At 66.0% G+C, this 21,235-nt stretch carries 24 protein-coding genes; 18 read left to right on the top strand and 6 right to left on the bottom strand.

What is annotated here, in order from left to right:
* Positions 1 to 11: 11 nt before the first annotated feature.
* The 4 genes from V4558_05570 (at position 12) to V4558_05555 (ending at position 4,155) form a co-directional block, all read left to right on the top strand.
* Entirely contained in the window at positions 12 to 1,628 is a 1,617-nt protein-coding gene (locus V4558_05570) for a glycosyltransferase family 39 protein (GenBank protein ID MES2304952.1), read from the top strand.
* 176 nt (positions 1,629 to 1,804) lie between these two features.
* Positions 1,805 to 2,188, top strand: coding sequence for a VOC family protein (locus V4558_05565; protein ID MES2304951.1), 384 nt, complete (start codon positions 1,805 to 1,807; stop codon positions 2,186 to 2,188).
* 3 nt (positions 2,189 to 2,191) lie between these two features.
* Positions 2,192 to 2,986, top strand: coding sequence for an MOSC N-terminal beta barrel domain-containing protein (locus tag V4558_05560; protein MES2304950.1), 795 nt, complete (start codon positions 2,192 to 2,194; stop codon positions 2,984 to 2,986).
* The gene (locus V4558_05555) at positions 2,986 to 4,155 is read left to right on the top strand and encodes an alanyl-tRNA editing protein (GenBank protein MES2304949.1); all 1,170 of its coding nucleotides are present in this window, start codon (positions 2,986 to 2,988) and stop codon (positions 4,153 to 4,155) included. The genes V4558_05560 and V4558_05555 overlap by 1 nt, the downstream gene beginning before the upstream one ends.
* Positions 4,156 to 4,423: 268 nt before the next feature.
* Here V4558_05555 and V4558_05550 read toward each other — a convergent pair whose 3' ends face one another.
* Both V4558_05550 and V4558_05545 read right to left on the bottom strand, forming a co-directional pair.
* Positions 4,424 to 4,756, bottom strand: coding sequence for a GIY-YIG nuclease family protein (locus V4558_05550; protein MES2304948.1), 333 nt, complete (start codon positions 4,754 to 4,756; stop codon positions 4,424 to 4,426).
* Positions 4,757 to 4,847: 91 nt separating this feature from the next.
* A complete protein-coding gene (locus tag V4558_05545) occupies positions 4,848 to 5,204 on the bottom strand; it encodes a GIY-YIG nuclease family protein (GenBank protein ID MES2304947.1) in 357 nt (118 codons plus the stop codon).
* Between the two features lie 228 nt (positions 5,205 to 5,432).
* Here V4558_05545 and V4558_05540 point away from each other — a divergent pair, with 228 nt between their 5' ends.
* The 9 genes from V4558_05540 (at position 5,433) to V4558_05500 (ending at position 13,660) form a co-directional block, all read left to right on the top strand.
* On the top strand, positions 5,433 to 6,896 hold the full coding sequence (locus V4558_05540) for an Ig-like domain-containing protein (GenBank protein MES2304946.1): 1,464 nt from the start codon (positions 5,433 to 5,435) through the stop codon (positions 6,894 to 6,896).
* Positions 6,896 to 8,353: a hypothetical protein gene (locus V4558_05535; GenBank protein ID MES2304945.1), complete on the top strand. Its 1,458-nt coding sequence runs from the start codon at positions 6,896 to 6,898 to the stop codon at positions 8,351 to 8,353. Before V4558_05540 ends, V4558_05535 begins: the two co-directional genes overlap by 1 nt.
* 184 nt (positions 8,354 to 8,537) lie before the next feature.
* A complete protein-coding gene (locus tag V4558_05530) occupies positions 8,538 to 8,978 on the top strand; it encodes a DinB family protein (protein MES2304944.1) in 441 nt (146 codons plus the stop codon).
* Entirely contained in the window at positions 8,968 to 10,056 is a 1,089-nt protein-coding gene (gene rmuC, locus V4558_05525; protein ID MES2304943.1) for a DNA recombination protein RmuC, read from the top strand. The genes V4558_05530 and rmuC overlap by 11 nt, the downstream gene beginning before the upstream one ends.
* Before the next feature lie 59 nt (positions 10,057 to 10,115).
* Positions 10,116 to 10,844: a DUF481 domain-containing protein gene (locus V4558_05520; GenBank protein MES2304942.1), complete on the top strand. Its 729-nt coding sequence runs from the start codon at positions 10,116 to 10,118 to the stop codon at positions 10,842 to 10,844.
* Positions 10,844 to 12,058, top strand: coding sequence for a hypothetical protein (locus V4558_05515; protein MES2304941.1), 1,215 nt, complete (start codon positions 10,844 to 10,846; stop codon positions 12,056 to 12,058). Before V4558_05520 ends, V4558_05515 begins: the two co-directional genes overlap by 1 nt.
* A gap of 38 nt (positions 12,059 to 12,096) precedes the next feature.
* Positions 12,097 to 12,708, top strand: a complete 612-nt coding sequence (locus tag V4558_05510) for a YdeI/OmpD-associated family protein (GenBank protein ID MES2304940.1) — start codon at positions 12,097 to 12,099, stop codon at positions 12,706 to 12,708.
* A 17-nt stretch (positions 12,709 to 12,725) separates the two neighbouring features.
* Positions 12,726 to 13,259, top strand: a complete 534-nt coding sequence (gene bstA, locus V4558_05505; GenBank protein ID MES2304939.1) for a bacillithiol transferase BstA — start codon at positions 12,726 to 12,728, stop codon at positions 13,257 to 13,259.
* Between the two features lie 35 nt (positions 13,260 to 13,294).
* A complete protein-coding gene (locus tag V4558_05500) occupies positions 13,295 to 13,660 on the top strand; it encodes a VOC family protein (protein ID MES2304938.1) in 366 nt (121 codons plus the stop codon).
* Positions 13,661 to 13,780: 120 nt separating this feature from the next.
* Here V4558_05500 and V4558_05495 read toward each other — a convergent pair whose 3' ends face one another.
* Entirely contained in the window at positions 13,781 to 14,329 is a 549-nt protein-coding gene (locus V4558_05495; GenBank protein MES2304937.1) for a RidA family protein, read from the bottom strand.
* Positions 14,330 to 14,361: 32 nt separating this feature from the next.
* Positions 14,362 to 15,837, bottom strand: coding sequence for a bifunctional metallophosphatase/5'-nucleotidase (locus V4558_05490; GenBank protein ID MES2304936.1), 1,476 nt, complete (start codon positions 15,835 to 15,837; stop codon positions 14,362 to 14,364).
* Between the two features lie 122 nt (positions 15,838 to 15,959).
* On the opposite strand from V4558_05490, the gene V4558_05485 reads away from it, so the two are divergent.
* The 4 genes from V4558_05485 (at position 15,960) to V4558_05470 (ending at position 18,278) form a co-directional block, all read left to right on the top strand.
* Positions 15,960 to 16,853, top strand: a complete 894-nt coding sequence (locus tag V4558_05485) for a hypothetical protein (protein MES2304935.1) — start codon at positions 15,960 to 15,962, stop codon at positions 16,851 to 16,853.
* A gap of 219 nt (positions 16,854 to 17,072) precedes the next feature.
* Positions 17,073 to 17,438 (top strand): DMT family protein, encoded by a 366-nt coding sequence (locus V4558_05480; GenBank protein ID MES2304934.1) that lies wholly within the window; start codon positions 17,073 to 17,075, stop codon positions 17,436 to 17,438.
* A 166-nt stretch (positions 17,439 to 17,604) separates the two neighbouring features.
* Positions 17,605 to 18,066 (top strand): DUF411 domain-containing protein, encoded by a 462-nt coding sequence (locus V4558_05475; protein ID MES2304933.1) that lies wholly within the window; start codon positions 17,605 to 17,607, stop codon positions 18,064 to 18,066.
* The gene (locus V4558_05470) at positions 18,063 to 18,278 is read left to right on the top strand and encodes a hypothetical protein (GenBank protein ID MES2304932.1); all 216 of its coding nucleotides are present in this window, start codon (positions 18,063 to 18,065) and stop codon (positions 18,276 to 18,278) included. The genes V4558_05475 and V4558_05470 overlap by 4 nt, the downstream gene beginning before the upstream one ends.
* On the opposite strand, the gene V4558_05465 is transcribed toward V4558_05470, so the two are convergent.
* Positions 18,275 to 19,030, bottom strand: coding sequence for a lysophospholipid acyltransferase family protein (locus tag V4558_05465; GenBank protein MES2304931.1), 756 nt, complete (start codon positions 19,028 to 19,030; stop codon positions 18,275 to 18,277). The two genes, V4558_05470 and V4558_05465, sit on opposite strands and share 4 nt — an antisense overlap.
* A gap of 45 nt (positions 19,031 to 19,075) precedes the next feature.
* Here V4558_05465 and V4558_05460 point away from each other — a divergent pair, with 45 nt between their 5' ends.
* A complete protein-coding gene (locus tag V4558_05460) occupies positions 19,076 to 20,152 on the top strand; it encodes a M20/M25/M40 family metallo-hydrolase (GenBank protein MES2304930.1) in 1,077 nt (358 codons plus the stop codon).
* On the opposite strand, the gene V4558_05455 is transcribed toward V4558_05460, so the two are convergent.
* The gene (locus tag V4558_05455; protein MES2304929.1) at positions 20,153 to 21,226 is read right to left on the bottom strand and encodes a HEAT repeat domain-containing protein; all 1,074 of its coding nucleotides are present in this window, start codon (positions 21,224 to 21,226) and stop codon (positions 20,153 to 20,155) included.
* Positions 21,227 to 21,235 lie beyond the last annotated feature (9 nt).

The raw sequence follows: 21,235 nt of genomic DNA, 5'->3' as shown, positions 1-21,235 counted from the left end.
CGACATACGTAATGACCGACCCGAAAGGCATCACGAGCCAACCAGACCTCCTCAAAACCTCCCAGCGCGTCCTCGTGAACGACGCGGCCCACTGGGCCCTCGGCCCCTATCGCCGCTCGCGCCTCGGCGGCGAACTCGGCCTCGCCCTTGTCGCCGTCCTGATCCACCTGCTCGTGAACCTCGTCACCCCCTACGAAATCCACCGCGACGAATTCCTCTATGCCGCGATGGGTCGACATCTCTCGCTCTTCCGGATGGACTTCCCGCCGCTCATCGCGATTCTGTCGCAGTTCGAGCGACTCCTCTTCGGCTCGACGCTCTTCGCGCTACGGCTCATTCCCGCGCTCTGTCACGGCGCGCTGGTGCTGATGACCGGCCGAGTCGCACGGCAGATGGGCGGCACCCAGCGTGCGGCCGTGCTCGCCGCGTTTACCGTGCTGCTCTCGCCGCTCACGCTGCGCTCGGGCTCGCTCTTCCAGCCGGTGGTGCTCGATCAACTGATCTGGACGGTAGGCTACCTGCTGCTCGCGATCCTCGCCGTCGACAACCAACCGAAGTGGTGGCGCTGGCTCGGTGTGCTCGGGGGAATCGGCCTGCTCGCGAAGTTCTCGATCGGCTTCTTCGCTGTGGGGGTTGTAGTGGCGTTGCTTGCAACGCCGCTGAACAAGGCGCTGCGCACCCGCGAGCCGTGGCTCGCCGCGCTGATCGCGCTGGTGATCGGCTCGCCCGCCATCATCGGGCAGATTGTGCTCGGCTGGCCGGTACGCGGACAGATGAATGATCTCGCGGCGAGTCAGTTGCAGCGGGTCACCGCCGCAGGGTTCCTCGGCGAACAACTCCTCTACGGTCCGATGACGTGGCTCGGGATCGCAGGAATGGTGGCGCTCTTCAGGGCGCCGCAGTTGCGGCCGTGGCGAATTGTGGCGGTGGCCGCGCTTACGACCACACTGCTGCTCCTCGTGCTGCACGGCAAGGCGTACTACCTGGGCCCGATGTGGCCCGCACTTGCCGCAGCCGGCGCGGTCTGGCTCGAGCCTCTCGCACACAAGCGGCGCCGCTGGCTGGTGTCAGCCGCCGCCACGGTGACCGCGCTTTTCGGCATCTCGCTCGCGATCCCCATCGGCCTGCCGATCTTGCCGAAGGTCGCGATGGCCGAGTATGCCTCGCGCACGGGAATTACCTCGACCGTGCGCACCAACCTCGGCGAGGTGGCGCCGTTGCCGCAGGATTACGCCGACATGCTCGGCTGGCACGACTTCGTTGACAACGTCGTCGATGTCTGGGACTCCTTGCCGCCGAATGAACGCGCAACGGCGGCTCTGGTGGCGACCAACTACGGCCGAGCTGGCGCGATTGACTGGTACGGCCCGCGCTACGGCTTGCCACCCGCGATCTGCCCCTGCGGCTCCTACTGGTTCTGGGGGCACGGCAACCGTGCGGGGGCGGTCACCGTCATAGCGGGCGGCGATTCCGCGCAACTCGCACCGCTCTTTCAAGAACTCCACGCCGCGCGAGTAATAGAGGATGCGTGGCGCGTGAAGGAGGAGCAGCGCGTCACGATCTGGGTCGGGCGGGGGCCGCGCGCGTCGCTGGAGCAGATCTGGGCGGCGCAGAAGGGGAAGAACTGAGCCTGTCACCCTGAACGAAGTGAGGGGGCGAAGCTCAGAACTATTACGATGCTCCGCCCCCTCGCTGCGCTCAGGGTGACAATCACTGACGCTTTCCGCTCGAAGTTTCCGTAGTCTCCGAAATCCGCGCGGCGCGAGCGCCGCGCCTACCATGATCCCCCGTTCCCGGAGAACCCATGCCCCGTCCGATCCACTTCGAAATCCACGTCGCCAACGCCGAGCGGGCGGCGGCCTTCTACCGCAACGTCTTTGGCTGGACCATCAACAAATGGGAAGGCCCCTGGGAGTACTACCTGATCCAGACCGGCGAGGGGCCGGGGATCGATGGCGCGCTGGTCGGGCGCCGGGGCGAGGAGCCGGTCGAGGGGCAGCCGGTGAATGCCTGGGTCCTCACGATGGACGTCCCGTCCTGCGACTACGCCGTGGCCGAAATCACCAAGCAGGGCGGTACCATCGCCTTGCCGAAGATGGCGATCCCCGGAATTGGCTGGCTGGCCTATGGCAAGGACACCGAAGGCAACATCTTTGGAGTCATGCAGAACGATCCCACGGCCAAGTAGCCGATGCGTGTAGTCTCGCTCCACCGCTACCCGATCAAGGGGTGCCGCGGCCATGCACTGGCCGGAGCCGATCTCGACGAGATCGGCTTCGTGGGCGACCGGCGGTTGATGCTCATCGACGCGACCGGCCGTTTCGTCTCCCAGCGCGAGGAGCAGTTGCTCGCGACCATCGAACCCGAACTCGACGGCAATCGCCTTACGGTGCGTGCGCCGCACGCGAAGCCGCTCGCGTTCGAGATCGACCAATCCGGGCGGATGACCGATGTGGTGGTGTGGGACAGCGCCTTCCGCGCGCACGATCAGGGTGAGCGCGCGGCGGCGTGGTTCACTGATGTCACCGGGACGGCCTTGCGACTGGTCTGGTTCGGGGCGGGGTCGCAGCGCTTCATCGATCCGGAGTATTCGCCGCGCAGCGATGCGCAGACGGCGTTCACCGATGGTTATCAGGCGCTCATCGTCCAGGAAGAATCGCTCGCCGATCTCAACGCGCGGCTCGCCGAACCGGTGCCGATGACGCGCTTCCGACCGAACATCGTGGTGCAGGGTGGGGCCGCGTGGGGTGAAGACGACTGGCGCGAGGTGAGGGTCGGCGCGATGACGTTCGATGCAGTGAAGTCCTGTGCGCGCTGCACCGTACTCACGACGGATCAGATCACTGGTGCGCGCCACCCGCGCCAGGAGCCGCTCCGCACGCTGGCAACTTTCCGCACCATTCCCGGTCGTGGCGCCATTTTCGGCCAGAACCTCGTGATGCGTGCGCCCGGAAGCATTGCCGTGGGCGACATGGTCATCGCCTGATGACGAAACGGCTCTACTACACCGACGCCGACCTGCTCCACTTCGATGCGGTCGCGATTGCCTACGATGGCGATCCGCTCCGCGTGATCCTCGATCAGACTGCCTTCTATCCGACCTCGGGTGGCCAACCGCACGACACCGGTGTGCTCAAGCATGCGCACGTGATCGATGTCATCGATGCCGACACGCACATCATCCACGTCCTCGACTCGGCGATTCCGCTCGGGCCGGTGCACGGCCGGATCAACCGTGGTCGTCGCTTCGACAACATGCAGCAGCACACCGCGCAGCATCTCCTCTCGGCCCTCGCCGACGTGCAATTCGGCTGGGCTACTGCGAGTGTGCACTTCGGCCCGACGCATTCAACCATCGAATTCGACACGGCCGAGGCGGGCGAGAAGGAGCTGGAGTCGCTCGAACAGTTGGCAGGCGCGGCGGTGGTGATGGCGGCGCCGGTGAGCGTGGGGTTCGAGGATGCGGCGACGGCCGTGGGCTTGCGGAAGCCGTCCGAGCGAGAAGGCGAGATCCGGATCATCAGTATTGCAGGGATCGATCGCAGCGCCTGCGGCGGCACGCACGTGAGCAGCACGGCGCACCTCGGTCCGATCTTCCTCACCGATGTGGAGAAGATTCGTGGCCACGTGCGGGTGAGCTTCCTCGCGGGCGACCGCGCGATGGCATTTGCGAAGTCGCGTGCGGCACTGGTACGCACCCTGGCGCAGCAGCTCTCCTGTTCGGTGGAGGAGTTGCCGCTGCTGGTCCCGAAGCGTCAGGAAGAACTCGCGGCAGCGCGTGCGCGGATCGAAGTGCTCGAGCGCGACATCGCGCAACTCAAGCTTGCGGCGCTCATCGCTGCGGTGGCGCCCGATGCGAGCGGACTCCGGCGCGTGGTCTACCGGGCCGAAGGCGAGACGGGCGGGATGTTGCGTGCGATGGCGCAGAGTGTCGCGTCGATGAGAAAGGTGCTTTTCGTGGCGACCACCTCACCGCCGCCGTCGGTGTATGTGGGCTCTTCGGCCGACAGCGATATCGATGCTGGTGCCGCGCTCAAGGCCGCGCTCGTTACCGTGGGTGGTCGTGGTGGTGGCTCGGCCCGTGCCGCGCAGGGCACTGCGCCGGACGCGAGCCGGCTGCGCGATGTTGTCGACGCGATCACCGGCGAACGCTGATCTCCCTGTGGTGCCGCGCCTTGTCGCCCCGGGCCATCGGGCATTCGAGCGGATCTGGCCGCAAAGGTTGTCGCCCCGGGCCGTCGGGCAGGCGGGAGCATGGAGACGCGACGCCTGGGGCCTCCGAAGTCGGATGGGCAGGACCGCCGAGCAAACGCATCGATGTCGCCCCGGGCCGGCGGGCAGTCGGGAGCTCAGCGACGCGACGCCTGGGGCCCCCGCAGTCGGATGGGCAGGACCCTCGAGCAAACGCAACAACGCCGGTCCGCTAACGTTCCCCGAACACCACCGCGCTCGATTCCGGCGCATCCCGCCATCCCCACAGCACCGCCAGATCCTGCCCGCCTGGATTCATCGATTCAATCAGCCGCAACTTGCGATGCCGGTGCCACTTCTTCAGCTGCTTCTCGCGCGCGATCGCGTCGTTGGCGGTTCCGCATGTCTCGACGTAAACCAGCCGCGTTAAATGGTGTGCGCGACAGAACGCACTCCCTTCACCCGTGCGGTGTTGTAGCCACCTTCGATACATGTTGTTGGTGATCCCGACGTAATAGCAGCGCGCCTGGTTCGAGAGGATATAGACGTAGTAGGCGCGTGTCATCGCGTTCCCTCGGAGGTCCTGCCCATCCGGCTTCGGAGGCCCCAGGCGTCGCGTGTGAAAGCACCCGCCTGCCCGATGGCCCGGGGCGACATTAGTGCTGCCCGATCCTCTCTGTTTCCGCCTCCACCCCCATCACCAGCCTCGTCACCGGCCGAGTGCGCCAGCCCCAGACGATGCCGAGGTCGAGGCGATCGGGATTGAGCGACTTGATGAGCCGCTCCTTGCGGCGCCGGTCCCAGTGGCGGAGCTCCTCCTCGCGCAGCCGCGCCGACTTGGCCGATGCGGCCGTCTCGGCGTAGACGAGGCGGGCGATGTGGAAGCGGCGGCAGCCAGCGCAGACCGTGGCGACCCGCAGCGCGAGCCAGCGGCGATAGAGCTGCGCCGTCACGCCAATGGTGAGGCAGCGACCCTGATCGGCGAGGATGTAGATGTGATACTGGCGGGGCATGGCTGGAGTATCGGATGAGACGGGCTGCTGTTTCGGGGCTCGGCGATGCCGTTGGGATTCGGTTTCCGCAGGGGTCCCTCCCTCCTCCCTTCTCCCTTCTCCCTCCTCCCTTCTCCTCAATTGTGACCCTCCCCCCCGCCCCTGGGTCCTCCACCACACCCGACAATCTGCGGTAGCTTCTTCGGAACCTGCCGATCCCGCACCCGTTCCCCCAGAGAGGAGCTGCGGATGTTCCGTCCCCGCCTGCTGCCCTGGCTGCTTCTGATTGCTGCCTGCACCCCCGACGTCCCGACGGCACCGGCTGATCCGGAGCAACTCACGCTCGTGAGCTCGCCGCCTACGGGCACGCCCGGGTGGGTGCTCGATGCGCCACTCACCGTGAAGGTCACCGATGCGGGTGGTCGTCCAGCTGCTGGCGTTGTCGTGACCTGGCAGGCGGAAAGCGGGGCTGGGCAGCTCGAGTCTGATCGGCCACTTCCCCCCGAGCGGCCATGGTCGCTGCTCCATCCGGGGTGGACCTCGAGCTCTACCACCATCTCCGATGAGAATGGTATCGCCCGCGTGCGCTACGCGCCAGGATGGGAGAGCGGCACGCAGCGAGTGAGTGTAACGGCGGGTGATGCGACGTTGGCGGTTTTGGTCGCCGTCACCTCATTCTCTGCCACCTCGGTTGCGCTTGGGAGCACCCGCGCGTGCGGGCTCGATCCGGCAGGCCGGATGTATTGCTGGCAACCTGCCTGGCGTGAACGACAGCTGATCCCGACGACGATGCCGGCATCGATGCGGCCCATCCCAACCGCAGGCTCCGAGCGGTACCTGGTACTCGCGGGCGGCAATCAGTTTCGGGATGTGGACGTCTGCGGGCTGACGACGGACCATCAGCTTCGCTGCGCGTTTCTCGGAAGCGCGGATGCGAGTGGCGTGATCACCATGCAACCGGTCGCAACACCGGTGCCGTTTGTTGCGCTCACCGGCAGCGGGGTGGGCTCGCTGGCGGGGCAATCCTGGCTCTGCGGACTCGACGCCACCGGGCAAGCCTGGTGTCGCGGACGAAACGATGCAGGGCAACTCGGCGATGGCACCCGAGTCTCTCGCACCGACTTCGCGCCAGTGCTCGGCAGTGTTCGTTTCAGTACGCTGGTTGCCTCGGAGGAGCGGGCCTGCGGGGTGGACCTCAGTGGCGGTGCCTGGTGCTGGGGAAGCGGTCCCGCGCGAGGGATCGGCCTTCCCTCGGGCGACGTGACGATGGTACCAACGGCAATCGCAGTCGGGCGAGGGTATCGCGAAGTGACTCCAGTCAGCTTTGGTGTATGCGGTATTCGTACCCTGACCAATCAGATGGAATGCTGGGGTAATGCTGTGATCCAGCTCGCCGGAATCTCGGGTGGCGGTTTCGGCCAGGATCCGACGAATCCTCGACTCGTCTCCGCCAATCCATTGCTCCGTGCAATGTCTGGCAGTGCGGGCAGTTCCGGACAGTTCCTGACAACGACCGGTCAGGTCGCGAACTGGGGCGACCAGGTTCCGTTCGATCTTGGAATCAGTGCAGATCCCGAATACGGTGCTGGCCTCACCGGCTTCGACCGGATCCTCACTCAGGGTACCGGTGCGATCTGCTCATCACACGTCTCTGGTTCGACCGTATGCTCGTGGGTCTACTACCGCGGGGTCGGGGTGCCGGTGCCGAACTGATGCAGGTACCTCGCACCCTGCTCGTCGCAGCGATGCTGGCGCTCGCCGCCTGCACCCCCGACGTCCCGACGGGGCCGGCCGAGCCGACGCAACTCACGCTCGTGAGCGCCCCTCCGACCGGCACGCCGGGGTGGTTGCTCGATGCGCCACTCACCGTGAAGGTCACCGATGCGGGTGGTCGTCCAATCGTTGGTGCCGCAGTAGACTGGCGCGCGCAGAGTGAATCGGCGCAGCTCGAATCTGATCGACCAATCCCGGAGAGCAGGTCGTGGACGGCGCTCCATCCGGGATGGACATCGAACTCGATCACCATCTCCGATGAGAATGGCATCGCTCGCGTGCGCTACGCGCCAGGATGGGAGAGCGGCACGCAACGAGTGGACGTGTCGGCAGGAGGTGCGGCGCTCACGGTCTCGGTCCCGGTCACTTCGTTCACGGCGACCTCCGTGGCGTTCGGTAGCTCGCGCGCGTGCGGACTCGATGTCGCGGGTCGGATGTATTGCTGGAAGCCCTATTGGCCATCGCGCGACTACGCCCCGACCACCATCCCCGCTTTAATGCGACCAGTGCCCGCAGCAGGGCCCGAACGTTTCGTGCAACTGTCGGGGAGCGGTGAGTGGCGCAATGTCGACGTCTGCGGCATCACTGTGGCGCATCAATTGTATTGTGCCGCCCTCGGCAATACCGCCGGCGTGGTCACGATGGAGCCGGTGGCGACGCCGGTGCCCTTTGTCGCGATCACCGCCAGCGGAATCGGAACCGGTCCGGCGCTCTCGACGTTCTGCGGTCTCGATCCGACCGGGCAGGCGTGGTGTCGCGGTCAAAACAATGCCGGTCAGCTCGGCGATGGCACTACGATCTCCAGGACGACCTTCGCACCGGTGGTTGGAAGCGTCCGCTTCAGCACTCTGGTCGTGTCGGAAGATCGGGTGTGCGGAGTGGACCTCGGTGGCGGCGCCTGGTGCTGGGGTCGCGGTCCGGGGCCAGATCTTGGCGTTGCCGATGGCAAGCTGATCACCATCCCGACGGCCGTGGCACAGGGGCGCAGTTATCGCGAAGTGATACCCGTCAGCACCGGCGTGTGCGGCATTCGCCCGCTGACCAACCAGATGGAATGCTGGGGCGCCGCCATGATTTCCCTGTCAGGGATGTCGTGGCCTACTTTGGGACAGAATCCACTGGATCCGCGACTCGTCGCCGGTAATCCGCTCCTTCGTGAGGTCGCGGGAAATGCGGGCTACGCCGGCCAATTCCTGACGATGGACGGCCGGATCGCGAGCTGGGGGCCCTTCGACAACATGGTCATTGCTGATCCGGAATACGGCGCCGGTCTCACCGGCTTCGATCATATCCTGACTCAGGGCAGCGCCGCGATATGCTCTTCCCACGTCAGCGGCTCTACCGTCTGTTCCTGGGCGTACTTCCGCGGCGTCGGGGTGCCGGTGCCGGCGCCGTAGCTGGGGGTTGTTATCCTGAGCAGCCTGACCCGCCGCTCTTGCGGGGGAGCCCGCGGAGCGGGCGGAGTCGAGGAAGCCGGAACTCCGCCCCCTCGCTTCGCTCAGGGTGACACCTTGGAATCACCCATCACCCATCACCCATCTGTCATCCATCATCCACCATCCATCATCCTATCTTTGCTCCATGCTCTCTCGCCTCATCGATCATCTGATCTGGGCCGACACGCGCGTCGCCGATTCGCTCGCGACCCTGCCTGCGCCCGACCCCGCCCTGCTCAAGATCTATTCGCACGTCCTCGGCGCCGAGGCGATCTGGATTGCGAGAATCACCGGGATCCCGAGTGACATCCCGGTTTTCCCGGAATTCGATCTCGCGACCTGCCGCGAAGTTGCCGCGAGCATTCACGCCTCGCTCAAATCGATTCCACTCGATGAGGCCGGCCGCGCGCGATCGCTGACCTACACCAACCTCCGCGGCGAGACCTGGACCAACACCGTCGACGAGATCCTGCATCACGTCTGCATGCACGGCATGCATCACCGTGGTCAGGTGATTCGCGGCGTGCGGCTGGGAGAGGGTTTGCCGATCGGCACCGACTTCATCACCTTCGTGCGTGAGCACTGAGACGATGCTTCTCGCCGCGCTTCTCGGCGTGGCGATCGTGTTGCTGCTGGTGGTGCTCTGGCGCCTGCGGCCCGCCGACGGCGCGACGCTCGAGCGCGCATTGCGTGACGAACTCCGCGCCGCCCGCACCGAACAGGCCGAACAGCAGCGCCACTTCCGCGACGAGATGTCGAAACAACTCGACACCATTCGCGCTACCGTCGACGAAAAGTTGCAGGCCACCCTCGAACAGCGCCTCGGCGAATCATTCAAGCAGGTGAGTGATCGACTCGAAGCCGTCCACCGCGGCCTCGGCGAGATGCAGTCACTTGCGACCGGCGTCGGTGAACTCAAGCGCGTGCTCGGCAATGTGAAAACGCGCGGCAACTGGGGCGAGGTGCAGCTCGGCGCGATTCTCGAGCAGGTGCTGACGCCCGACCAGTACGCCCGCAACGTCAAGACCCGCGAGGGTTCCAACGATCTGGTCGAGTTCGCGGTGAAGTTGCCGGGGCCGAGCGGTGGCGCGCCGGTCTGGCTGCCACTCGACGCGAAGTTTCCGCAGGAAGATTATCTGCGGCTGGTGGAGTCGGCCGAGAAGGGTGATGCGGACGCGACGCAACTGGCGCAGGCGGCACTCAGTCGCGCCGTGATGGTCGCGGGCAAGGATATCGGAACCAAGTATCTCGATCCGCCGCGCACGACCGATTTCGCGATTCTCTTTCTTCCCACCGAAGGGCTCTACGCCGAAGTGCTGCGGATGCCGGGGCTCACCGATCAGCTGCAGCGCGAATGTCGGGTAGTGCCGGCGGGGCCGACGACCCTCGCGGCACTGCTCTCGTCGCTGCGGATGGGGTTCAGGACGCTGGCGATCGAGGAACGCGCGAGCGAAGTGTGGCGCCTGCTCGGCGCGGTGAAGACCGAGTTTGGCCGCTTCGGTGATGTGCTCGACCGGGTCAAGAAGCAGCTCGAGACCGCCCGGACCACCCTCGACCTGACCGATGTCCGGACCCGGGCGATGCAGAAGCAGCTCCGCGACGTGGAACAGCTCCCGGCCGACGCGACGGAGCGGCTCCTGGGCCTGGGCGACCCCGACGTTTGATTACCTTGGGTCCTTCCGGGGCATATCCCCGGGAGGTCCTGATGCCCGGGAGGCCACCGATGCTGTTGCTCGCCTTGCTGCCACTCCTGACCGCCACGCCTGACGACACAGCGGCGGTCAAGCCGGCCACGCCACCGGTCATCAAGTTCCTGACCGATCTGGGCTACGTGAGCACGGCGGGCAATTCCTCGGTGCAGACCCTCAACGTTGGCGACCGGATCAGCGTGAAGAGCGGCCAGGTCACCATTTCGCAGAGCTTTGCTGTCGTCCACGGGCGCAGCAAGGGCCTCGTGGTGACGTCCCTCTGGCGCGCCGGGCTGCGCGCCGACCTCGCCTTCCAGCCGACCTTCGGCGTCTACGCCTCGGTGAACTACGAACGCAACGTGTTCGCCGGCCTCAATTCCCGTATCGGCAACACGGTGGGTGTCACGGCGCAGCTGGTGAAGAGCACCAAGGACAAGTTCTCGATCGAAGGCGGCATCTCGCTCACCTCACAGCGCGGCATCGCCGGCAAGACCCGGGACCTCGACTTCCTCGGTGGCCGGGCGGCGAGCGCCTATTCGCATCAGCTCAGCAATCGCGCCATGGTGTCGCAAGTCGTGGAGCTGCTGCCGAATTTCCGGCAGAGCGCCGACCTGCGTATCAACACCGAGTCGCTGATGACGGCACCGCTCACGAAGCAGGTCTCGGTGCGACTCTCCTATGTCGTGCGCTACGACGGTCTGCCGGAGCCCGGCTTCCTCAGCACCGACCGACTCTTCACCTCCGGCATCCAGGTCTCGCTCTGATGCGTCATTCGCTGTTCGCAGTCGCACTCCTCGTCTCGGCCTGCAGCGGCGAGAAGAAGCCGGTGAGCAATACCGTCACCGATTCCGCCGGCGTGCGCATCGTGACCTCGACATCGCCGGCGTGGGGCGACAAGGCCGAGTGGCAGCTCGACACGAGTGCCGTGCTCTCGATCGGCGAGGCGACCGGCCCGAACCACGTGCTGCTGGTGGAAGTCAACGGCGTGCGGTTGCTCTCGAATGGCGGTATTGCGGTCGCGAGCGGCGGCGAGAAGAGCGTGCTCTTCTTCGACAAGCGCGGCGTCGAGGTCGGCCGCACCGGCCGCGCAGGGAGTGGACCAGGTGAATTCCGCAGTGTGCACCTCGTCGGCACCTCGAGTGATTCGCTCCTGATCTGGGATGCCCAGCTCGATCGGGCGACGCTGATCAGCCCCGATGGCAAGGTCGTCCGTCGTTTTGCACTAGCGCGTCGCGACACCAGCGCCGCGACTCGATTCGGCTTTGTCCCTGCTGGCATCTTCGGCGACGGCACGCTGCTCCTCTCGGGTCGCTCGGGCGCGGCCACCGGCGACAAATCGGGCTGGCGCCGCGATACGATTCCGTTGCGCCGGGCGAGTGCGCTCGGTACCATCGGAGCGCCGATTGTCACCGTGCCGGGGAGTGAGGCCCTGGCGGTGATCTCGAAGAAGTTCGTCTCGATCATCGAGCGCCCGTTCGGCAACCGCACGGTGATTGCGACCCGCGGCACCAGTACGCTGGTCGGGACCGGCAACATCGACGGGGTGATGGTCTACGATTCGATCGGCCGCATGGTCTCGAGCTATCGCGTTGATCGGGCCCGGCGGCTGATTCCGCAATCGGATCTTGCTGCACTCGGTTTCCAGCAGGGCGAGCAACTGCGGCAGCTCCCGCCTGATTTCGCGAACGAGTTGCGTCGACTCTATAGTGAGATCGGTGTCCCTGCCACACTTCCAGCGACCTATCAGATGGTGGTCGACGCGACCGGTGCAATCTGGCTGCGGGACGATGTCGGCCCGATCATGCGCGATTCGATCCCGCCGCGCTGGACCGTGCTCGACGCGGAAGGGCGGTGGCTCGGGGCGATCACCTTGCCCCGCCGGTTCGAGTTGCATCAGATCACTGCCGATCGGGTGGTCGGCGTCATTCGCGATGAAAACGATGTCGAATACGTCCGGGTCTACCGCCTGAAGCGGTAGTCCCGCCGCCCAACGATTCTCTTCGGAGGGATCCGCCGTTGCTCAAGAAAGAGACGCGCCCCACCCTCGTCGTCCCTCCCGACCTGAAAGCCGCCCTCGCCCGCGATGCGAATGCGAAGGCGGTGTTCGATGCCCTCGCCTACACCCATCGCAAGGAACACATCCAGGCCCTCGTCGAGGCGAAGAAACCGGAGACTCGCGAGCGGCGTCTGGCGAAGACGCTGGCAATGCTCGCGAGCGATCGCCCCTCGCTCAGCAATACCATCTCCACCGCGCCAACCGTCGACAAGATGAAGATCAAGCCGGGTCAGCGCCTCCTGGTGCTGGATGCTGACGCCGAAGCGATGGCGACTTACAAGAAGTTGCCGAAGGGGACGACGCTCGCGACCGAGGCGGGGAAGGGCGGCTTCGATGTCGTGGTGCTCTACGCCGACAGCGCCGCGAAGCTGGCCAAGCGGCTGCCGGCAGCGATCAAGGCGGGCGTCAGCGGGGGCGCCCTCTGGGTCGCGTTCCCGAAGAAGCGACCCGGCCACGTCAGCACCCTCAATCGCGACATCGGTTGGGAGTCTACCGAACGTGATGAGATCACCCGGCTCTCCCTGATCGCCATCGACGCGATCTGGTCGGGAGCCAAATACCGGATCACCTGACTCCCAGGACAACAACGATGACGACAGACCCGCGCTATCCCATCGGCAAGTACCAGGCTCCCGCCACCGCCCCCGATGATGCGCTTCGCTCCGAGTGGTTCCGCCAGATCGAGGACTTCCCCGACCTCCTCCGCTCGGCGATCTGGAACCTCGACGATGCCCAGCTCGACACCCCGTATCGTGACGGGGGCTGGACCGTCCGGCAGCTGGTGCATCATGTCGCCGACTCGCACCTCAACGCCTACTGCCGCTTCAAGCTCGCTCTCACCGAAGATCAGCCCACCATCAAGCCGTATATCGAAGCCCTCTGGGCCGAGCTGCCTGAGGCCCGCGCGTTGCCGGTCGCACCCTCGCTGCAGCTGCTCGACGGATTGCACGCGCGCTGGTCGGCAATGATGGTGGCGATGACACCGGCCCAGTTTGATCGTACCTTCTATCATCCAGAGACCGGAACGACGAACACCCTCTGGCAGACGCTCGGCCTGTATGCGTGGCACTGTCGACACCACGTGGCACACATCACCACGCTGCGCACAGCGCGCGGCTGGTGAGCCTCACCCCATCTTCCCAACAGCGGAGCTGATGCATGGAACGGCAGAGCGTGGCTGGAATTGGTGGCATCGTCCTCTTCGCCGATCACGCCGACTCATTGGCGCACTGGTACGAGAAGCACCTCGGCCTGCACTTCACTCGCGAGCCGGACAGCCATTTCTGGTGGGTCGAGTTGCCGGGCACTGCCTTCGCCATTCATCAGACGAACCATCCGCTCGGTCACGACCGGCGACTGGTCGAAGTCACCTGGGTCGTGCCCGATCTCGATGCCTTCATCGAGCAGCTGGGCGAATCGGGATTGACCGTGGATGAGCGGCAGGAAACCGCGACCGGAGATTTTGCCTGGCTGTCAGATCCGGAAGGGAACCGGATTGAGCTTTATCAGAAGCCCGCGGAGTAAGCCGAGAAGTTTCCGGTGGTGCCGCCCTTGGGCGGCACCGGTCTCACCTTAGAGCAAACCTCCAACCCCCCCTCGTTTCGGAAACCGGTGCCGCCCAAGGGCGGCACCACCGGGAATCCCCTACCGCCCCCGCGAACGCCCCGCCCCGCCCGGGCGGGTACGATCAGGATATTCGGAGCGCAACACCGCCGTCGCGTCGAGCATCACGCGCATCGACGGCTCCGGCAACGCGGCGACGCCGACTACGGTGAGCGCCGGTGGCGTGAGCTTGTCGAGTCCATCGAGGAGTGCCGCGCGCGCGGTCGAGATCGTTTCGGGCGTCGCATCCTTGAGATAGAGCGTCACCTTCACGACATCGCCCGGCACGCCGTGTGCGGCGCGTACCACGGCGTCGAGGTTCACGAGCAGTTGGCGCGTCTGCGCAGCGAGGTCACCGCTGCCGATGATGTTGCCGGCAGAGTCGACCGGGACCATCCCCGAGACATAGACGGTGAAGCCGACGCGCACGGCCTGGGGAATCCCTTCGAGCGAAGGAACGCCCGGTGCGGTGATGCGCGTTGGGGCCGAGGAGACCGGGATGCCAGCCATTGGTCCGGGTAGCGTGCGCGCCGGTGCGGGCGAACAGGCGGCGAGTCCGACGAGCACGAGGGGCAGAAGGCGGGGAGTCACGAAGAGCTCCGGCTGAGGAATGCGTTGGGTGATCACGAACCGTACTTCGCCTTGAAGCGATCGATCAGGGCCTTGCGGATGTCCCTGAAAGGTGTGATGGGGCCGAGCTCGGGATTGTCAGGGGCGAGAAAGGCGAGCCCCTTCTCGCGTCCGGTGACGAGGAAATCGGTGGTCGCCACACGGTAACGTCGGGTCGGATCGAGAGGGACCCCGCCGACGACCCAATGGTCACCCTGACGCTCGGCCCCCGCCGGGTGGAGATAGCCGCCGCTCCCGCGATTGGCCTCCCCCTGTTCGAGCACCCGGCGGAGCATCGAACCAGTCATCGTGGTCCCTACGACGTTGCCCCCGAAGGGGAGGATTCGAATCACGTCGTACTGCGTGAGCGGCCCTGCCGGAATCACATCGTCGATCCGGATCGACCCGCCGTTCATGATCCCCACTTCGGCTCCCGGCACTTCGGCGCGGAGTGCCTCCGCAATCAGCATCGGCAGCGGCGCCTGACGCACTCGCACGGTGGCCTCACGACCATCGAGCGGTTCGGGGAGCACGGTGACGCGCGCGTGCGGATCGAGGCCCGCCGCGATATAGGCCGTATCGGAGCGCGCGACCCAGGTCGCCACTTCGCGACTCACCTTCGGGTCGAGTGCAATGCTCATGTCGAGCGGGATGAATCGGACGGCCGCGGCCGGGCGCGCGCCCTTCTTCGCGAAGGTCAGGGTGACCACCGCGACGGTGCGTACGTTGGCGTCGGCCTTGACGATCGGCGTGAAGGCGGCGCCGCGGCGGATTTCGTAGTTCTCGTGCTCGTGGCCGCCGAGGAGCAGAGCGATCTCGGGGACGAGTTCCACGACGCGTTGATCGCTCGCGAGCGTGAGATGGGTGATCGCCACGATCGCGTCGACGGAGTCCTTGATCAAGGCCACCTCGCGCTTCGCCGCCACGATCGGATCCTCGAAGCGGGTCCACGCCGGCTTGTTGTCGTCGATCACCAGCCCGATGAGGCCGATGCGGACGAGGCCGCCGGGGCTCTTGATGCGGAGGATCGCGTGGCGCTGGGTGTGCGGAAAGAGCTTGCCGGTCGAGTCGGTCACGTTGCTCACGACATACCCGAACCGTGACTCGCCGAGGCGGTCGAGGAACTCATCGAGCCGGAGGTCGAACTCGTGGTTGCCGAGGGTCGCCCACTGGAGCCCGACGGCGTTGAGGATCGAGACCATCTGCCGGCCGGCGAGCCGGGCACCGTCGACCTGGGCCAGCCCCATCGCCGATGGGGAGAGGAAGTCCCCCGCCAGATCGGTGATCAGGGCCGGGGTGCGCCGGGCGAGGGAGGCCCGGAGGGTCGCCAGCCGGGCGAGTCCGCCGGAGGCCCCCCCTCCCATCGGGGTGATCTCGTAGATGTCGTTGAAGTGGAGGAAAGTGACCGATCGGACCGGGGCCTGCGCCCGCAAAGCCGCGAAAGTCGTGGCCTGGAGCAGGAAAGTGAGCAGTGTGGCGGGGCGGCGCATTGGCGGTCCGGGAGTGGGGTCAGGCGGAATCTGGGGGGCCGGGGGGTGGCCCGCCAGCCGCCAGTTGTGCATCGTTCTCCCCTCAGGTCGTCCCAAAGACGTCTACTTCCAAGGATGTATTCATGCGCAAGTTCATGATGGCTTTGGTCATCGCCGGGACGCTCACGGGTTGTGTGAGCAAGAAGCGATATGACGAGACGGTGCTGGAACAGCGCCGCGTCAATGAGCAGAAGGACTCGCTCGTGGCCGACGTCCTCGCCGCGACCCAGATGGTCACCGAGATCAACGCCGATCTGGCCCGGGTCAAGGCGCTTGGCGTCTCGCCGGTCTCGACCGGTGACCGTCCGCTCGCCGGCAAGGCCGAAGAGCGCGCCGTGTTGCTCGGCAAGGTCCGCGAAGTGATCGCCCGCCTCGAGGCGGCCGAAGTGCAGGTCGCCGCCCAGAAGAAGAAGATCGGCGGGCTGTCCAGCGAGCGCGTCAAGCTGATGGCGAACCTCGACAACTTCTCGAAGACAATCGAGGACCTGAAGACGGCGGCGCAGGCGCAGGAAGCGCTGATCACCGAGCAGAAGGTGCAGATCCAGACGCTGACGTCGCGGGTCGACACGCTCACCACCCAGACGAATCAGCTGACGGTGGAGAAGGTCGCGGTCAAGGACACGCTGACCCACGTCATCGATGAGTCGAACGTCGTCTACTACGCGGTCGGTACCAAGGACGAACTCATCAAGCGTGGCATCGTGGTGAGCGAAGGGAGCAAGTTCCTGATCTTTGGTGGCAAGACTGTCGCGGCAGCTCGCGACCTGAAGCCGGAACTCTTCCAGCGCCTCGATCGTCGCAAGGACACCGTGCTGACGGTGCCGGAGCCGCTCAAAGAGTACAAGATCGTGACCCGCCAGAGCCCGTCGCTGCTCGCGAGCACGGTGACCTCGGACGGCCACGTGAAGGGCGATCTCCACGTCTCGTCGCCGGCCTTCTGGGATGCGGGGAAGTTCCTGATCCTCGTCCGGGACTGATACGGCAGGTTGATGGATGATGGATGATGGATGATGGAGGGGGCGTTCCGGAAACGGGGCGCCCCTTTCGCTTCGGTGGTGCCGCGCGAGCGCGGCACGGGTCTCACCGATTGATCGAAGCTTCGCGTTTCGGTAAGATCGAGCTTCGCTGCTTCGCGAAGACCGGTGCCGCCCAAGGGCGGCACCACCGGTGGGCCTCCTCTTATCGCGACCATCCCCATGCCCCTCGAAAATCCCTATTCCGGCGTCATCCTCCGCACCATCATCCTGCTGATCGGCTCGAACCTCTTCATGACGTTCGCCTGGTACGGCCATCTCAAGTCGCTCAGCAGCAAGCCCTGGTACATCGCGGTGCTGGTGAGCTGGGGGATCGCCCTCTTCGAGTACATGCTGCAGGTGCCCGCGAACCGGATCGGCTTCACGGCGCTCTCCCTGCCGCAGCTCAAGGTGATGCAGGAGGTGATCACTCTGGTGGTTTTCGTGCCGTTTGCGATTCTCTTCATGAAGCAGCAGTTCAAGCTGGATCATCTGTATGCCGGGGCCTGCCTGGTCGGTGCGGTGTATTTCGCGTTCCGGGGAGCTTGAACGGTGAGCGGAGGCCAGGTCTGAGACCGCTGGTGCCGCGCTTGCGCGGCACCGGTATTACCGACCAGCAGAGTCTGGTTCGAATCTGATACCCGTGCCGCCCAAGGGCGGCACCACCAACGAGTCCCTCGCTTATCTTCCCTACGTCTCCTTTCCCGAGCTTCCCGTGATCCGCAGACTCCGCTTCCTCTTCACCGCCCTGCTCCTCGTCGCCGGCGCCACCTCACTCGCAGCCTGGCATCGCGGCCCCGCGCCCGCCCCGCTCAACCTCCGCGTGGTGAAGTCGGCCTCGTGTGGTTGCTGCGCTGCCTGGGTGACCTACATGCAGAAGGCCGGCTTCACCGTCACGGTGGAGAACCAGGATGAGTTCACCAGGCTCAAGCGCGCGAATGGTGTCACGGCCGAACTGCAGTCGTGCCACACGGCATTCATCAACGGCTATGTGATCGAGGGCCACGTCCCCGCCGACCTGGTGAAGAAGCTGCTCGCGGAAAAGCCCGCTGGCGTGAAGGGACTCGCGGCGCCGGGTATGCCGGGCGCGTCGCCGGGAATGGATATGGGGAAGGAGCCGTACACGATCTACTCGTTTGACGCGACCGGTCACGCCAAGCGGTACGCTGTTCGATGAGTGGTGACCGGCTGTCGCTGATGAAGGCGGCGATGGTGCGGATGGTGCTCGGCGTCCTGCTGGTGGACGCGTTCGGTCTCGCAGTCTACTTCCTGACCCCGTTGGCTCATACCAGCAACGGACGCCTGACGCTGGGGCTCTTCTGGGTACTGGCGACGCTGGCGGTGCTGGTGCCCAGCATGCGGGCGCTGCGCGAGGCCCGGCGCGGCTAGCCCTTCATCTCGATTCGCAAGGCGTTGCGCGCAGCTTCGATCCGCGCGCGCGCCTCTTCCCGCAGCACTGCGGTGGTCTTCCCCGCACTCTCGATCGGCTCCAGGATCTCCACCACCGCCACCGCCGGATTGATGCGCCAGTCGTGCTTGGCGATCGCGTCGCGCGTGCCGTGAATAGCGAGCGGCAGGATCGGCAGGCCGGCATCGATCGCGAGGCGGAAGGCGCCGTCCTTGAACGGCAGCAGGTTGTCGTCGAGGGAGCGAGTCCCTTCGGGGAACATCATTACCGAACAACGCTGCGCGAGTCGCTCGCGACACGCGGCCATCGCGTCACGAATGCTCGATGCCCGCCCGCGCTTGACCGGAATGTCGTTGGCCATCCACATCACCCAGCCGAGCACCGGGATCTTCATGATCTCGATCTTGCTGAGCCACTTCATCTCCCACGGGAGATGACAGAGCAGCAGGATGTCGGAGAACGATTCGTGATTGGCCACCACGACGTACGGCCGTCGCGGGTCGGCGGGTGGTGCTCCGCGCACCGAGAATTTCCAGCGCGGCGTCGTCATCGTGGTCCAGAGTCCGACCCAGCGAAAGATCCTGCCGCCGGCGTAATTCACCCGGTCGAACGGCCACCCCAGGATCCGGAAGAGGGAGACCACCGGGAAGAGCACGGCGATGGAAAGGCCGAGCATCGACCAGGTCCAGATCGACGCGAGCGTAGTGCGCAGGGGCGAGGCGGGTGTTGGCATCGGGCCAAAAGGTAAAAGGGAGCGCCGTTGTTAGCTTCTACCCCCATGCATCCCGACCAATACGCCGTATTCAGCCGCCTGCTCGATGCCCCCGGCCCGTCCGGCTTCGAGCGCGCACCCGCTCGCCTCTGGCGCGAAGCCGCCGCCTTCGCCGACGAGGTCTCTGCCGATGTCAGCGGCAACTCCTTCGCCACGATCTTTCCCGGCTCCGCCGGTCGCGATGGCCCCCGGCTGATGTTCGCCGGGCACATCGACGAGATCGGCGTGATGATCATCCACATCGATGACGACGGCTTCTGCTTCTTCGAGCCGATTGGTGGCTGGGATTCGCAGGTCTTCGTCGGCCAGCGGGTGTCGCTGCTGGGCCGGAACGGGGCGGTGGCCGGGGTGATCGGCAAGCAGGCGATTCACCTGATGGATCAGGCCGACCGCGACAAGCTCTCGAAGCCGCACGATCTCTGGATCGACATCGGCGCGAAGAGCCGGGCGGAGGCGCTGAGCCATGTCGGGATCGGCACCGCCGGCGTGCTCGGCGCGACGGTGACACGCCTCCCCAATGATCGCGTCGTCTCACGCTCGCTCGACAACCGGATCGGAGCGTTCGTGGTGCTCGAGGCGCTGCGCCTGCTCGCGGCCGATCGCCCGAAGCTCCCGGTCACCGCTGTCGCCACCACCCAGGAGGAGATCGCCTACACCGGCGGTGGTGCCCGCACGTCGGCGACGTCGCTCGAGGCGCGCGCGGCGATCGTGGTCGATGTCACCCACGCCACTGATTCTCCCGGGATCGAGAAGAAGCGGCACGGTGACGTGAAGCTTGGTGGCGGGCCGGTGCTCGCGCGCGGCGCGGCGGTGAACGAAGTGGTGTTCGAGTTGCTGCTGGCGACTGCGGAAGAAGAACAGATCCCCTACACCATTCAGGGCGCGGCCAAATACACCGGCACCGACGCCGACGCCATCTTCACGGCGCATCACGGCGTTGCCACCGGTCTGGTCTCGGTGCCGCTGCGTTACATGCATTCGCCGAACGAACTGGTGGCGCTGGAAGATGTGACGAACGCCGCGAAACTGCTCGCGGCGTTTGCCCGGCGGATCGACAGCAGCACTGACTTCGTGCCGCGCTAGTTAACGGCCCCGGCCGTGGAGCGCCTCGAACGCCTCGTGCGTGCCGATGCGCTCGAGCGCGTGGTAGGCGGCGGTGCGCACGTTGGCATCGTTGTGCTTGAGCAGATGACCGAGCGCAGGGACCGCCGTCACCATATGGCGGCGCGCTGCGGCTTCGGCGACCGCCGCCACGAGGTCGGGGCGATGGCTGCCGAGGGCCTTGAGGATCTGCTCCTCGGCGTGCGGGGCTGCGGCGAGCGCCTCGATGTAGGCGCGGCGCTCGGGACGTCCTTCGGCGCTGTTCAGTACTTCGATGATCGCTTCCACACCGTCGCGACCCGCGCTGATGATCGCCCGCGCCACCATCGAGTCGGCGCCGACGCGTGGCAGCATCCGCACCATCGTCTCGAGATCATCGCCTGAGACCATCCGACGCCGCTCGCGCACAATGATGGAGCGATGCGCATCGTCACACGAATGTTCGAGCGCGTGCAGGTCGATCAGCGCGGCGGCGAGCCGTTCGTAGTCGTGGGCGTCGGAGGCGGCGCGCCCTTCGGCGAGCAGCGGATCGAGTCGCTGAGAAAGCTCCCCGCGATCGCCGCTCCCGCCCATCAGGTCGTCGCCACCCAGATTCACGCCAGGCGCGGACATCGCGGCGAAGAGATCGGTGATCTGGTCACCGCTGCTCGAATCGATCACCCCGCCCCGAAGGCCGGCCGACACAATCTCGGCGCCAGGAATGGCGGCGTGGAGCGCCTCGATGAGGTGGAGCGGTCCGGGGAAGAGCCCGGCGGCGGAGGCAAAGATCTCGGCGACTTCGCGCCAGTGCCGGGGCTCGAGCCCGCCCGGAAGCGAGAGCCGGGCGGTATCGTGGCCTCGGAACGTTTCGACCACCTGCACCACACCCGGGGCCTCCATCGAGACCGGCATATCGTTGACCATGAAGCGGTCGCCCATCACCTCGAACGTCACCGGCGTCCCACCGGCGGCGCGGGCCAGCAGCGACAGCGCGCGATCCATCGCGGCAGCATCGCCATCCGAGGCGCGGACCTGATGCAGAGCCGATGCGAAGAGTGCGGTCAGTGGGACGGGCATACTGGAAGT

This window comes from Gemmatimonadota bacterium, assembly GCA_040388535.1.
In the GTDB taxonomy this organism is placed as follows: domain Bacteria; phylum Gemmatimonadota; class Gemmatimonadetes; order Gemmatimonadales; family GWC2-71-9; genus Palsa-1233.
This window is presented reverse-complemented; position numbering and strand designations above follow the sequence as displayed.